Consider the following 14,564-nt stretch of genomic DNA (forward strand, 5'->3'; position numbering starts at 1 on the left):
ACGCAAAAGAATCGGGGATTCCCTTTGAAATGGGCATGATTCGAAACCATTACGTTGGGCGAAGCTTTATCCAGCCCACCCAGTCCATGCGTGATTTTACCGTCCGGGTAAAGCTCAATCCGGTCAGAGAACTGATCAAAGGCAAAAATATTATTATTATTGAAGATTCCATCATTCGCGGGACCACAGCAAAAACCCGTGTCAAGGCATTGCGTGAGCTTGGGGCTAAAAAAATACATATGCGCGTCTCATGTCCGCCCCATAAATTCCCCTGCTATTACGGCATTGATTTTTCTTCAAAAGGAGAACTGATTGCCGCGCAAAAACCTATAGATGAACTCACGGAATATTTAGGTCTTGATTCTTTGCACTATCTTTCCATTGAAGGCATGCTTGAAGCTTCAGGTGTAAAAAATCCGGAGCTAAACTTTTGCAAGGCCTGCTTTGACGGAAACTACCCGGTTGCATTTGATCCGAATTTTACCAAGCAGTGTATGGGATAGCATGACAAAAAAAACCGTTGCATTTTCAAAGGATTCTTCCAATCTTTTTTTTCACATCTTAACAAGGTGCAACCTTTCCTGTACCCATTGCTATATTAATAAAGATCAGCACGGGGCCAACACCCTTGATATTGATACCATACGGAACTGGCTCATTCTTTTTTCAAAGAGGCCGGATTTAAATATTGGCGATTTAAATAAAGCTGACCAGACCAATGTCATTTTTTTAGGAGGTGAACCCACCCTTCACCCGGATCTTTATCTGGCCGTCAAAGAAGCGAAACGCCTTGGGTTCAAATCCATCACCATTGATACCAACGGGTATTTATTTCATAACATTCTGGACAGAATTTCCTGTGATGACATTGACTTTCTTTCATTCTCCCTGGATGGTGCCGTAAAAAAAACCAATGATACCATCAGAGGCAGGGGATGCTATGACAAAGTAATGGAAGGCATCCAAAAAGCCCTGGAAAAAGGCTTTTCCTGTTCAATGATCTATACGGTTTCAGATATTAATATTCATGAACTTGAATTAATGCCGGATATAGTTAAAAAGCTTGGTATCAAACGATTTTTTATCCAGGTGGTCGGCATGAGAGGCAAGTCATCAACGCCGGATGGAAAACTCCAGGTATCAAAAGAAATCTGGCTCAACATCATTCCAAAAGTAGCCGAAACAATTGCCGGCCATGGCATTATTGTAACCTATCCAAAAGTATTTCTAAAGCATGATGAAATATTTCAATGCGCCGGCAATGTGGCGGATAATTATTTTATTTTTCCCAATGGCAGGGTATACCAATGCCCTGTCTGCGAAGACTTTCCTTTACATTCCTATGAAATAAAAAATAACCGGTTGATCGCCACACCAAAAATTAATGAAAAAGACCTGTTCGGTCTTACCATCCCTGAAGGCTGTGTCATGAACAAGATGATTCAACCCCGGAACCTTTCTTACAATAAGAAAGGTGATCCTGAGCATCAAATTGCCTGCTGTATGCTCAAAGAGGAGATCTCCCAAAACACCTGATGCTTTATTGCTCACATTTCGCTTGCTTATACTATGTGTATGTGTATATTATAAGTATAAACGATTTCTATAAGGAGTAAGGTCATGGAAGCACAAGCCGACGCTTTGGTAAGAAAACAATTTTTTATATCCAACAATAATATTAATAAGCTGAAACGTCTGTGTGAAGAACTGGGGAAAGGGGTTTCTGCGGCAAAAATCGTTAGAGATGCTATAGATGCATATGACCCAAATGAGAACACAGCAGATCTTGAACAAAAAGCATTACTTGAACTGGCCCACACTAGAGTACAAGAAGCGATACAGACCACAGACGAGGCGAGCCAGAAAGTCGATCATTGTTTAAAAAATCTATCAAGGGAAAATTTATAAAATGTCCGGCTGGAAGGATCTTCTATTAGATATAATCAAATTGACGGATTCGGTAAAATCATTGGGCCTTAAAACTGAAAAACTGTCCGAAAGAACCATTGATATTGATAAACGCGTTGTGAGATTAGAAACCATTGTAGAAATAGCAAAGGTTAAACAAATTAAAAGTTAAGCCGGGTTTGAAAGGAATTTATAAAAAAATCAGGCCTTCCTTTACAATATAAGACGCTGGGGATCACATTTTTCCCTTAAAAGTCCTAATTCGTTCGAAGTTGGGGCCAATACTTCTTGTGCACGGGAAATATCAATTTCAAACTCCATGTTCTCAAGAATTTTATCCGGTGTTATTCCGGGATAATATCCTTTCAGAAACATCTGTTTGCTTAGCTCATCAAAACCCATAATCCCCATGTCTGTGATTACCCTGTGGGGTCCTCCCTCTGGAAGTCCTGCTTTTTCCCGGCCGGCCGGGCCGTCCAGATATCCAGGGCTTGTCAGATAATCCAGCCGGACTTTGAATTTTCGTTTTTCCTGTTTCATAAAGATAATGGTTCTTGAAACAAAAGAAGCCACATCACATGCCCCTCCACTCCCTGAAAACCTGACTTCGGGTTCATCATAATCTCCAATAACGGTGGAATTCAGATTACCATAAATATCAATCTGAGCAGCACCCAGAATACCCACAATATGTTTGGCTGTAAACCTGTTCTGCATGGTGGCAAAGGAATCCAGCAATCCCCCATTTGCTGAAGCCTGGTACATTATCCTCGGGTCCGCCACTGCAAGGGGAAGATCTTCCAGTTTGGAATCAATGGCACCGGTTTCAAAAAAAATAACACTTTGGGGAGCATTTATATTTTTTGCAGCCATGGCTGCCAGCATTGAAATACCGGTACCGCAGAACACAATATCATTATTCCTGATTTCCCTTGCAGCAGCAATAGCCATCATTTCTTTTAAAGTATAATCCATCTTATGTCTCCGCCCCATTATCTTCTATCAAGATTCTTTGCATATCCAAGATTTTTATCAGCTGCTATCATTTCAAGACGTTCCCTGCCAATTGAATCTATTAACTCCTTATGGGTTACGTTTTTCAAAATAATATCTTCAATATATGAATAATATTGCTTGTCATCCCTGGCTTTTTCAGCATATTCCTTTAAATAAACCGGATCATAGTCATAATACCGGTAGCAGGCCGTAGGATAGGCCCCATAAGGGATGTGAACAACGGCATGCGCATGAATAAAAGGAATCTGGTTTCTGTCAGGAGCATTTTTCAGATCATCATCCTCCACCAATTCTTCACAGGTGATGATCAAAATTCTTGCCGCTTTTGCCTGTTCCACATCGGCAAAGGTCAAACCGTCTATCCTGCAGTTTCCTCGAAAGTCAGCCTTCTGCACATGAATGATGGTGACATCCGGATTGATGGCTGGAACCAGAACAACTTTTTTTGTATCGCACCATGTCCCAAAAGGGTTTTCAAGTTCAATCAGTTTGCTGTCAGGAAGCTTGCTGTTTTTCTGCCTGAATTCAATTGGAAATCCCCAAATTTTCACAATATCCGTTCCAAGAGAAGACCGGGTGGGAAGAAACGGGATTCCCATGGCCCCTGCAAGAAAGCGCAGGGTCATCTGAAAGTTGGAATAATCTTCTATCTTAATTTTTTTTTCCTGGACCGCTTTTCTGAATCGTATGCAGGTTGATGCAAATTTACCACTGCCGCCATAGGCAATTTCCAGGCAGGATATACTGCCTGCCCCCACAAGTTCATCAACTCCCTGGCCATTGGAATGGGCATAAAGGTGAATTTCTTTGATCCCCTGCCGGATGATTTCATAGACGGCAGCCATGGGATTTCTGTTAATGGTAAACCCGCCTATGGACAAATGGCATCCATTTTTTACATGGGTCGATATTGCATCTTTTAAATCAGTAACCTTATTTCCATTTATTTCCATTCACAAACCTCATTTTGAGCGATAGTTGGACTTTATTATCATTTTTTTTGTTTGGGTTAAAGTTAAATCCACCTTTTTTATCTTTCACCGCTGCTGGTGAGCAAAATCTTGTACTGGGAAGGTCTTCTATCCCGAAAAAGTCCCCATGAAGCTCTCTGGAGCTGAAATTGTTCAAGATCCAGGGTTGAAAGAATCACGGATTCATCCGTGCGGTTTGCCTGGGTAAGGATTCCACCCTTGTTATCCGTGATAAAGGATGACCCGTAAAAAGTAATGCCGGACGTATCAAATGATTCTGTACCAATCCTGTTGGATGCAACAATGGGGATCATATTACAGGCAGAATGACCCTGCATGCAGGTCTGCCAGTGATCCTTTGAATCCAAGATATCATTGGCAGGTTCCGACCCAATAGCTGTGGGATAGAAAATAATCTCAGCACCCTTAAGTGCCATGATCCTGGCTGCTTCCGGGAACCATTGATCCCAGCAAATACCGATACCGATACAGGCAAATTTTGTCTGCCACACCTTAAACCCTGTATCTCCAGGGTTAAAATAAAACTTTTCCTCATAACCCGGGCCGTCGGGTATATGACATTTCCTGTAAACTCCCAGTATGGTTCCGTCAGCATCAATCACAGCAACCGTATTGTAATGGGCATTATTCTTTTTTTCAAAAAAACTAATGGGCAATACAATTTTTAATTTTTTTGCAAGGGTGCAAAAATGCTTAACCGCTTTATTTTCCTCCAGAGTTGTTGCCAGATTGAAGTATTCAGTCTTTTCTTCCTGGCAAAAATAAAGGGTTTCAAAAAGCTCCTGAAGTAAGACGATCTGGGCGCCCTGGTCTGCTGCATTGACAACCAATTTTTCTGCATTTAAAATATTCTGATCGCAATCCTTTGTGCAACCCATCTGGGTGGCAGCAACTATGACTACCGGCATAGAGTTATCTCCTTATCTATTCAGCTTCAAACACTCGGCTGCTGCTGGGTGATACAATGGATATTTCCTCCCCCAAGAAGTATTTCCCGGGCATAGACACCCACCACTTTTCTATCCGGGAAAAGGCCTTTTATTTTTTCCATGGCGTCATTATCCCGGGGATCATCAAATAATGGCATGACAATACCTTTATTTGCAATATAAAAATTCACATATGATCCGGCCAGTCTGTTCCCTTCATCCCTTGGCGCAACATTCGGCTTTTTTTCCACTCCCCGGCTTTCTTCTTCGGTCATATGCAAAGGACCGGGTTGATGAATTTTATGGATTTTAATTTTTCTTTGTTTTGCATCAACAGAATCCGAGAGCCTGTCAAAGGCATCACGGGATATTTCATACTGGGGATCTGTTTTATCATCAGTCCAGTGAAGCAAAACTTCTCCGGGTTTAACAAAACAGCAGAGGTTATCCACATGGCCGTCTGTCTCATCCATGAAGACTCCTTTGCCCAGCCAGATAATTTTTTCTACATTCAGGTATTTTTTTAAATAGTTCTCGATCCGGATCTTTGAAAGATCCGGATTTCTATTAGGGTTCAACAGGCACTCTTCAGTGGTGATCAATGTTCCTTCGCCATCCGCATGAATGGAACCGCCTTCAAGAATAAACGGGGCGCAGTACCGGTCTTTTTTTGCAAGTTTTAAAACTTGACAGACAACTTCGTCGTCTTTATCCCATGGAAAATAAATTCCCCCGTTAAGCCCGCCCCAGGCATTAAACTCCCAGTCTATACCCCGGACTTCTCCTATATCATTTTTTACAAAGGTGGGGCCCACATCCCTCATCCACGCGTCATCGGATTCAATTTCGACAACTTCAACATCCGATGGCAGAATGTTTTGGGCAATTTCAAGCTGAAGTTTTGAAACACCGATAGTCACCGGCTCAAATTGAAATATGGCCCGAGCAACTTGAGAAAATGCTTTTTGAGCAGGTGCTGCATTCAAGCGCCAGTTATCGGCTCTTTGGGGCCACAGCATCCAGCATTTTTCATGGGATTCATACTCCCCGGGCATTCTGAACCCATCATTTTTCGGGGTTGTTCCCAATATTTTACTCATAAACTTTGTTTTCCTTAAGTATGGCCTGCAGTGACAGGGCAGTTATCATGTCCTGCCACCATCTGTGCCTCATCCCCCACCCAGCATAACTCTTGGAAGCCAGAGTACGAGTTCAGGGAATATCATAATCAGCGCAAGGGCCACGCCTTGTATTATTACAAATGGAATGACGGATCGGTATATATCCGCCATGGATATATCGGGCGGTACCACTCCCTTTATCAACATCAGACAGTATCCAAAAGGCGGCGTCATGTAGGCCATCTGCATATTGATAATGTAAAGAACGCCAAACCATACCGGGTCAAACCCCAACTCGCTGATAATAGGGATATATATGGGCATGGTAATGAACAAAATCGCCGTGTCATCCATAAACATCCCCAGGATGAAGAAGGTGCATTGTATCATGATGAGAATACCCCACGGTCCAAGTGGGAGGGCAGTCGTCACGGTATATATGAGCTCCTTGGCTCCCAGGGCATCATAGATTTGACCAAAGGTCATCGCTCCCATGAATATCCACATCATAATCGCTGTAAGCTTTGAACTGTCCATGAGCGCATCTTTTAGCAACTTCAGATTCAGCCTCTTTTTAATCGCAACAGCTATCAAGCCACCCAGGACACCGATGGCAGCGGACTCCACAGGCGTGGTCAGTCCCAGCATAATCGTCCCGACAACCGAAAATATGATGGCACACGGCATGATAAGGTTTTTGAGGCTTTTTACTTTTTCATTCCATGACGCTCTTTCCTCCTTGGGTACGGGAGGGGCGATATGTGGCTGGAGATAGCATCGGACGGTGATGTAAATGATGTACATTAAAGCCAGCATAAATCCGGGAATGGCGCCGCCAAGGAAGAGTCTTCCTATGGATTCCTTTGCGATAACGGCATAAAGGATTGCGATGCAGCTTGGCGGGACAAGAAATCCCAATGCAGCTCCTGCCTGGATGCATCCGACGGCGATCTCTTTTTGATACCCCCGCTTGCGCATCAAAGGAAGAGCGATCCTCCCCATGGTGAGCGTGCCGGCGGCTTCAGAACTCACCAGGGCTGCAATCATGGTGCAGACACCCACTGTGGCTGACGCCAGACCACCCGGTACAGGCGCCAGCCAATTCTGAAAAGTATCAAAGAGATCATCAGCGATCCCGGAATAGTATAACATCATGCCCATAAACACGAACATGGGAATACAGACCAAAACTGTATAATTCACCGTACTCACTGCCGCTAAATAGCCCATGAAAAGGGATTGCGGTCCCCATAACCATAGAGAAAATACCATGGCTATAGCTCCCAGTCCGTAACTTATGGGAAAACCTGTCAACAGCAGCAGCAGCATACTGCCAAACAATAATAGTGTGATTAATTCAATTCCCATTCCAATCCCTCCCGGTAATTGCTACATACAGGTCGCGAATATACTTGGCTATCCCTGCAATCAGCAGTAAAGAAACACCTACAGGTATAGCAAGTTTGAAGGGCCACAGCACAGGTCTCCAAACTGATCTAGTGTGTTCGTTATGAATGAGGCAGCTCCACCAGTCCTGCCATCCGTAGAAAACTATCGCTCCAAAATAAAAGAAAAAAAGCGTGAATGTAATCAAATCGAAAATGGCCTTTTTCCTGGTACTGAAACGGTGGAACACCAGATCCATTCGTACCTGTTCATCTGTTATTAAAAGGTAGGCGCCGGTCAGCATCCACATGGGGCCAAACAGCAGGGCAACCAACTCACGGGCCCATAGGGTCGGAGCATTGAAGAAATATCTTAACCCCACATCAAAAAGGGTAATAAATACAAAAATTAAGATAAACCACTTGACACCTTTTGCTGCTCCAATGCCTAAGCTGTCCATGAACCAGACTACTTTTTTTAGTTTGTCCATCTCGTTCCTAACTTAATATAAAAATTATGACACAGCCTCTATCGGATAAAGGTTTGCAGGTGATAGTTATCACCCACAAACCAGCCTTCCTTTACTCGATTCGTCCGAAGTCTTTCATAGCTTTCAAAACTGCATCAGCCGCCCTTTTACAAAACGGCCCTCTCTTTGCAAAGTCATTCTTAATCCATTCGACAGACATCTTGGTAATGGTCTTGACATCCTCTTCCGGCAGGTGGGTGACCTTGATACCATGTTTATCCGCCATGGCTTTCAACGCTTCCTGCTCTTTTTCAGCATAAAAGGCTGCCATGTATATCGTATTCGCCTGGACAGCGTTCACAAGAATTGCCTGCTGATCAGCCGGCAGTTTTTCCCATGCTCTTTTGTTAATAAAATAAAAGGGGAAAAAGGCGACTTGATGTCTTGGGAGAAGAAAACTCTTTGTTACCTCGTGCAGGGACATATCATACATGGCTTTTGCACCGCCGTATTCAACCCCTTGAATTACGTTTCGGGAAAGGGCCGTGTAGAGTTCCTCAGGTCCCATATAGACCGAGGAAGCGCCTGTCAAATCGTGCAAAAATGTGGCATAAGGGTCCAGAATGTTGATGTTCATCCCTTTCATGTCCTTGAGGCTGTTGACCTCCTTGGTAAACATTAATGCCCCACAATCATCCGCCTGGAACCCAAGAACCTTAATTTTGTATCTTTTTTCAAAAGCCTCCTTGTAGATGTCGCCCAGGCCATATCTGTAGATGGCAGCCATTTCCTCTTTCAGATTCCCAAATAAATAGGGAGCACTTTCCAGCTCACCCACAGGGACTGAGCCCATCTGATAATCAGGATGCGTATGTCCCATCTCAAGCGTCCCGGCCGCTACTGCGTCGCAAAGCTATTCCACATTTACCAACTCGCCATCTGCAAATACAGAGATTTGAATTTTGCCACCAGACATTTCTTTAACGATTTTAGCATAGTGTTCAAAAAAGTGATTTTCAGCTGCTCCCCATGAGTGTTGTAATCTCCACTTCGTTCCAGCAGCACTAGCCTGAAAAGAAAACGCCAGTACCATAAAAATTGCAAATGCCACCTTGATTAACCATTTTTTTGATTTCATTTCTTTTCCATCCTTTTTTTTATTTTGTTATTTTTTTATGGCTGTTTACGAGACTCATTCACTCTTTCTTTCATAATAGTGACACTAAGGTATCACCTTCTTACGCTTTTCAAAAAAGAGTCAAGAACAGATTTGAGCCTTTCAGGCTTTAACTGCCCACCTCATAAACGCCGGCTTCCTTATTACCGTCTTTTTGTTTTAATAATTAGCATGTGCTTTAAAAACACTTACCCCATATAGTTTGCCGTGCGCGGTATTCTGACAGCTTCCTTGAGAATGACTGCAGCAAGTTTGTGCCTTTTTTGATCCGGTCTGCTATCTGTTTGTCTTTGTTTCATCTGCTGCCCCCTTTGTTTTCGGGTTATGGAGTCTGGTTCCTTGAATACCAGGGCGCCAAAGTTGCACTCGGCCACGCATGCCGGGCTGCCGCCGCAAAGATCACACTTGTAGACTATCCCTGATTCATACTGCTCCATCATCCCGTAAGGACATGCAGTTACACACTCTCCGCATCCTGTGCACTTGGTTACATTAATGGCAATCACGCCTCTTTCATTTTTAATAATAGCCCCTTCAGGGCAGGCTTTCATGCAGTCTGCATTGGAGCACTGGAAACAGATACTCGGCACTGAGTATCCCTCATGGGGGAAATTATTGATTTTTATCCTGGCCTTGGAAGGAATGAACATTCCTTCTTTAACTGCCGAGCAGACATAAGAGCATCTATTGCATCCTGTACACCTGTTCGGGATGACCAAAAGTAATTTTTCCATTCACGTTTCTCCTTATCTTAATCCTTATTCATCAGAATGATATATTTCAATTCAGGTATCTTTAAAGATCCAGCTCTGCCAGTTTTTCCTCACAAGGTCGTCCTTGCTGGTCCCAGCCCCTGAGATGATACAAAAGACCCTTCATTTGAGCCAATGCATCCTGGTCAATTTTTTTACCTTCCCAGGGACCATTTTCCAGTGCTTTTTTCAAAAGTTTATCGGAAAGGGTATCATGGGCAGCTGTAAACCCGGCCTTCAGGTTGAACAATCGGGTAAGATTCCATATTCTTTCCCCGGCCTTTTCCAGATCCGGAGCAGATATTTTTTTACCCAGTCCCGTTGTCAAAAAATCCGCCATGATTGAGGTATCCACTGTTCCCCAGAAATCGCAAAGCCCCATGGACCATTTTACTGCGTTGTTATTCTGGTTCTCCATGACAGCCCGGGTCATTTCTTTGACCTTAAAGGGTTCTTCTTCAAACAGGGTAAAGGATCTTAAATGGCAGGCTCCCCGCTCGGAAGTAGCATACCCGAGCGCCATTCCATAATTACCACGGGGATCATAGGCCGGCATTTCAAGATTCTTGGAATGGGCAGCCTTGTCCTCTGCACCATATTTTGCACCAAGTTTTTGAGCACCAAGGGCCAGATCTTTCCCCCGTTGGGTGGATTGGGTGGCAATCTCCTCGATCAGGGAAAGATATTTTTCTTTATCACCAAACCGGATACCATAGTCATGGAGGTCGGATTCGGTGATATCCATGGCAAGACCGATAATATTACCCGTGGACATGGTATCAAGACCAAAGTCATCACAGAGTTTGTTAAATTTCATGACGGCTTCAAGATCATCCACTTCACAATTTGAACCGCCAAGGCAAAGCGTTTCATATTCAGGGCCTTCCATTTGTGTACCGTTAATGGAAGTAAACTTGCCGCATCCCAAAGGACAGGAAGTACATGACCGGTCACCGATTTTAACATTATCAATGGCATCGGCATTCAAACTCCGGCGGCCATTGCTGACACCCTTTGAAAAATTTCTTGTGGGATGAATTCCCATCTCATTGGTGACATCCACCAGCAGGGCTGTGCCATGGTTATAAGCCCAGAGGTTGTCTTCGGTTAAAAGGTTCCCGCTGGTATGTTCAACCACTTTTTCATAAAATGACCCGATCTCGTTGACCTGGACGCCGCCTGTTCCCCTGACGGCAATGGCTTTTAAATTTTTAGACCCAAACAATGCACCGGCACCACCACGCCCCATCTGCCGGTAAGACTCGGAACCCACACAGGCAAACTCAATCAAATTTTCACCTGCAGGTCCAATAGCCAGGGTTTTCGCTTCAAAATCAACTTCATCTTTCAGCCACTTTTCTGATTCAAAAATACCTTTCCCCATGATTGGGGAAGCATCTTCCAGGGTGACCTTGGAATTTTCAATTCTAAGATAAACAGGCTTATCTGATTTTCCGGTCACAACAATACCATCATATCCTGCAAACTTAAGTTCAGGCCCGAAAGCACCGCCGATATTGGATTCAAATATGGTCCCTGTCTTGGGAGATTTAGACACCAGGCAGGTCCGGGAGGATGTGGGGACAAGGGTTCCGCACACAGGCCCTGTCATAATAACAAAAGCATTGTCGCAGGACAAAGGATCGACCTTGGGATCTATCAAATCATAGAGATATTTTACAGCAAGCCCCCAGCCGCCAATATATTGCGACCGAAGATTTTGCGGGATTGTTTTTGACTGGATCTTTTTTCTGCTTAAGTCCACATGAAGCACCTGACCGGTATAGAGATGTTCATTTTTTCTGCCCTTTGGCAATTCAATGGATTTAAAAACATCTTCAATGCGGTTTAAAGATTCATCAAGAATTTCCCAGGGCACGTTCAATGCGGGTTCAAACCTGATATTTTTAGCATTGGTCAGGGTTCCTGCAGTGATAACACCTCTTGAAAACAATCCTGATGCCACCTTGTAGCCGATACCATCGGTGTGAAATTCCATACCCAGAAGAAGTCCAAGGCCTCTTTTATTGGCTAAAATACCTGGATATCGTTCCTGGAGTTCCCCTAATTTTTCAAGGACATAGTTTCCTTTTTTCTTTGCCTGGCCTGCAAGATCTTCTTCCAGAAGAACCGATATGGCTGCAAGGGCAGATGCACAGGCCAGAGGGTTACCGCCTGTTGTGGTGGTATGCATAAAGGGGTTGGGCTCCATGCATTCCCAGATTTTGGGAGTTGCCATAAATGCCGACATGGGGACGACGCCCCCTCCCAAAGCCTTGCCCAGACAGATGATATCGGGCTTTACATTCCAGTGATCCACACCAAATATTTCACCTGTCCGGCCAAAACCGGTCTGCACTTCGTCGGCGATTAAAAGGACGTCATAATGATCGCAAAGCTCCCGAACCCCCGGCAGAAAATCATCCGGCGGGACAATGGCACCGGCTTCGCCCTGAATAGGTTCGATAACAACCGCTGCAATATCATCCCCCACAGTCCGTGCCGATGAAAGTTCATGTTCAAGTGCGACAAGATCGCCAAAAGGCGCCTGCCTTATGCCGTCAAGAAGCGGCAGCAAAGGTTGCCTGAAAACCTTTTTTCCTATGAGGGAGAGAGCTCCCAGTGTTTTTCCGTGAAAGCCCTTGAGCATGGATATAAATCCCTTGCGGCCCGTATGGAGTTTGGCAAGTTTCATGGCCCCTTCCACAGCTTCTGTTCCTGAATTGGCAAAAAATCCATATTGAATTTTCCCCGGGGTTAAGAGTGCCAGTATTTTTGCAAGCTGTGCCCTTAAAGGATCCAGCATCTCCTGGCTGTATTGCGGGGATCTGTCTAATTGGGCCTTTACTGCGGCTACAATTTTTGGATGGCGGATACCATAGGAATAAAGACCAAACCCTCCCAGAAGGTCTAAGAATTGCCTGTCAAGGACATCAACCAGGACGGATCCCTGGCCTGTCCATTCGGTGACGGCAAACCCTGTTGCTTCGGTGACTGATTTTCTATAATCAAGAAAACCCTTATTAATATGATCCCGAAAATTTCTAACTGTTTTTCTGGATATTTCTTCCCTTATTTCAAGGGATATTTTTTCTGTGGGCGTGAGAATGATATCAACGATTTCATCCACTTCCTTTTTCGCAGCTTTAATATCCCTGAGTTTATAATCATCCGGATGATATTCTTCTAAGTCGATCATTTAAGTTTAATCTCCTTTATGGTTTTTGTTTGGATTATTTTTTGGAAGACCTTTGGCATCCCATCCTCTTATTTTATAATATTCTGATACAAGCATTTGAAGCTCGTCTCTGGTAATCCCCTGATCTCCTTCAAGCTTATGATCAAACAATCTTGGCGGCAGGGTGTCATCTTTCGATGTAAGCCCCTCTCTGAGATTGAACCGCCGGGTATTATCCTTTATCCCGGCCGCAATTGATGTCAATCTGGTTTGATCATAGGAGAGACCCGTGGCAAGAAATAAGAGCTTTGACAACTCTTCCCAGGGGTATAAATCCCTGAAAAACCGGCAGAGAATGAATGAATCAAACAGGGTGCAGCGATCTTCAAAATCCGTAAATAATTCGACTTTATTGTCTATTGCTCCCGGGTCCACCATCCCTGACAGTTCTGCCTTGTAAAAGGTTGTTCTTAAATGGCATGCTCCCCTTTCACTGACAGCATAGGCAAGTCCCATGCCCTTTAAAATTCTCGGGTCATAACCGGCAGGCTCCATGCCCTTGACATGGACTATGTCATTTTGCATATCCAGTTCTTCGGCCGCCGGTTTTATGCCTTCTGCCAGGATTCCGCCCACTCCCTGTCTTTTAACTATTTTTCGGATCAGGTTACTGACATCATCGGCTGATCCGTAGGCCAGTTTTTCATTAATTTTTCCTTTTTTCGACGCTTCAATGGCAAAGGCTGCAAGGTTTCCCGAAGAAATTGTATCAACACCCAGACTGTCGCAAAGTCGGTTCAAATAGGCGATCTCTTCGATTTCATCTATCATGCACAACCCGCCAAAGGCATAAATGGTTTCATATTCCGGCCCTTCCAGCTTGAGTCCTTTATGCCTGCCCTGCTGCACTTCTATATATTTACCGCATCCAAGGAAACAGTCCCTGCATGCATGGGGTTTGGGATTAAGCCTTTCTGCCATGGCTGCGGCATTGATATTGTCTTTTTTTTCAAACCGTCCCCGTTTCCAGTACTCGGTTGGGAACGCACCGGCATTGTTCAGTATATCCACCATCATGGGGGTTCCCATGGTTCTATAGGCCTGGCCCACTTTGTCGTCTTTCAGACGCACCAGCATCTCTTTTTTATATTTTTTGATACCGTCAGGATCATGAAAGACAGGTTTTTTGTCTCCATAGCAGACAATCCCTTTTATTTTTTTTGATCCAAGGACGGCTCCCATACCAGTTCTTCCTGCCACACGATACTGATCATTCTTAATAACTGCAAACCGTACCAGATTTTCTCCGGCAGGCCCGATTACCAAAACACCCGGCTGCTTGCCATTGAATTTTTTCTTTAGATAGTCTTCGGTCTCAAAGGTATCCCTGCCCCAGATCTCCTGGGCATCATGAAAAATAACACTGTCAGGATTAATTTCGATCCAGACAGGCCTTTCTGAAGCACCCTTTATAATAACTGCATCAAATCCCGTATGGGTCAAGGGTTCTGCAAAACTTCCCCCTGAATAGGATTCCCCGTAAAAACCCGTTAAAGGAGATTTGGCAAAAACGCCATACCTGGATGAACCATACAGGGAACTTGCCGAAAGAGGACCCGAGGCAATGATCAAATG

Annotated in this window: 13 protein-coding genes and 2 pseudogenes; 4 read left to right on the forward strand and 11 right to left on the reverse strand. The window is 44.2% G+C overall.

All coding sequences use genetic code 11. The features are described from left to right. The 4 genes and pseudogenes from K8S13_RS12675 to K8S13_RS12690 form a co-directional block, all read left to right on the forward strand. Positions 1 to 503, forward strand: a pseudogene (locus tag K8S13_RS12675) (amidophosphoribosyltransferase); the annotation flags it as partial. A 1-nt stretch (position 504) separates the two neighbouring features. After that, entirely contained in the window at positions 505 to 1,536 is a 1,032-nt protein-coding gene (locus K8S13_RS12680; protein ID WP_291462980.1) for a radical SAM protein, read from the forward strand. Positions 1,537 to 1,620: 84 nt separating this feature from the next. Continuing rightward, positions 1,621 to 1,908 carry a hypothetical protein gene (locus K8S13_RS12685; protein ID WP_291462981.1) on the forward strand — a complete coding sequence of 96 codons (288 nt, stop codon included), beginning with the start codon at positions 1,621 to 1,623 and terminating at the stop codon, positions 1,906 to 1,908. A 1-nt stretch (position 1,909) separates the two neighbouring features. Beyond that, positions 1,910 to 2,080 carry a hypothetical protein gene (locus K8S13_RS12690; protein ID WP_291462983.1) on the forward strand — a complete coding sequence of 57 codons (171 nt, stop codon included), beginning with the start codon at positions 1,910 to 1,912 and terminating at the stop codon, positions 2,078 to 2,080. A 41-nt stretch (positions 2,081 to 2,121) separates the two neighbouring features. On the opposite strand, the gene K8S13_RS12695 is transcribed toward K8S13_RS12690, so the two are convergent. The 11 genes and pseudogenes from K8S13_RS12695 to K8S13_RS12745 all read right to left on the reverse strand — a co-directional run. Then, the gene (locus K8S13_RS12695; RefSeq protein WP_291462985.1) at positions 2,122 to 2,883 is read right to left on the reverse strand and encodes a CoA-transferase subunit beta; all 762 of its coding nucleotides are present in this window, start codon (positions 2,881 to 2,883) and stop codon (positions 2,122 to 2,124) included. 17 nt (positions 2,884 to 2,900) lie between these two features. After that, a complete protein-coding gene (locus tag K8S13_RS12700) occupies positions 2,901 to 3,878 on the reverse strand; it encodes a CoA transferase subunit A (protein WP_291462987.1) in 978 nt (325 codons plus the stop codon). A gap of 77 nt (positions 3,879 to 3,955) precedes the next feature. Continuing rightward, positions 3,956 to 4,825 (reverse strand): N-carbamoylputrescine amidase, encoded by an 870-nt coding sequence (gene aguB / locus K8S13_RS12705; protein ID WP_291462989.1) that lies wholly within the window; start codon positions 4,823 to 4,825, stop codon positions 3,956 to 3,958. A gap of 26 nt (positions 4,826 to 4,851) precedes the next feature. Beyond that, entirely contained in the window at positions 4,852 to 5,946 is a 1,095-nt protein-coding gene (gene aguA / locus K8S13_RS12710) for an agmatine deiminase (protein WP_291462990.1), read from the reverse strand. A 69-nt stretch (positions 5,947 to 6,015) separates the two neighbouring features. Further along, positions 6,016 to 7,335 (reverse strand): TRAP transporter large permease subunit, encoded by a 1,320-nt coding sequence (locus K8S13_RS12715; protein ID WP_291462991.1) that lies wholly within the window; start codon positions 7,333 to 7,335, stop codon positions 6,016 to 6,018. Then, positions 7,325 to 7,843 (reverse strand): TRAP transporter small permease subunit, encoded by a 519-nt coding sequence (locus tag K8S13_RS12720; RefSeq protein ID WP_291462993.1) that lies wholly within the window; start codon positions 7,841 to 7,843, stop codon positions 7,325 to 7,327. Before K8S13_RS12720 ends, K8S13_RS12715 begins: the two co-directional genes overlap by 11 nt. Before the next feature lie 91 nt (positions 7,844 to 7,934). Further along, positions 7,935 to 8,717 (reverse strand): annotated as a pseudogene (gene dctP, locus K8S13_RS12725) (TRAP transporter substrate-binding protein DctP); the annotation flags it as partial. A gap of 18 nt (positions 8,718 to 8,735) precedes the next feature. Further along, positions 8,736 to 8,960 carry a hypothetical protein gene (locus tag K8S13_RS12730; RefSeq protein WP_291462995.1) on the reverse strand — a complete coding sequence of 75 codons (225 nt, stop codon included), beginning with the start codon at positions 8,958 to 8,960 and terminating at the stop codon, positions 8,736 to 8,738. Between the two features lie 227 nt (positions 8,961 to 9,187). Further along, complete coding sequence (locus K8S13_RS12735) at positions 9,188 to 9,733, reverse strand: 4Fe-4S dicluster domain-containing protein (protein WP_291462996.1); 546 nt, start codon at positions 9,731 to 9,733, stop codon at positions 9,188 to 9,190. Positions 9,734 to 9,794: 61 nt separating this feature from the next. After that, complete coding sequence (locus tag K8S13_RS12740) at positions 9,795 to 12,950, reverse strand: putrescine aminotransferase (protein WP_291462998.1); 3,156 nt, start codon at positions 12,948 to 12,950, stop codon at positions 9,795 to 9,797. Between the two features lie 6 nt (positions 12,951 to 12,956). Then, on the reverse strand, positions 12,957 to 14,564 hold a 1,608-nt coding region (locus tag K8S13_RS12745), incomplete at its 5' end, for an aldehyde ferredoxin oxidoreductase family protein (RefSeq protein ID WP_291463000.1).

This window comes from Desulfobacula sp. (genome assembly GCF_021107415.1).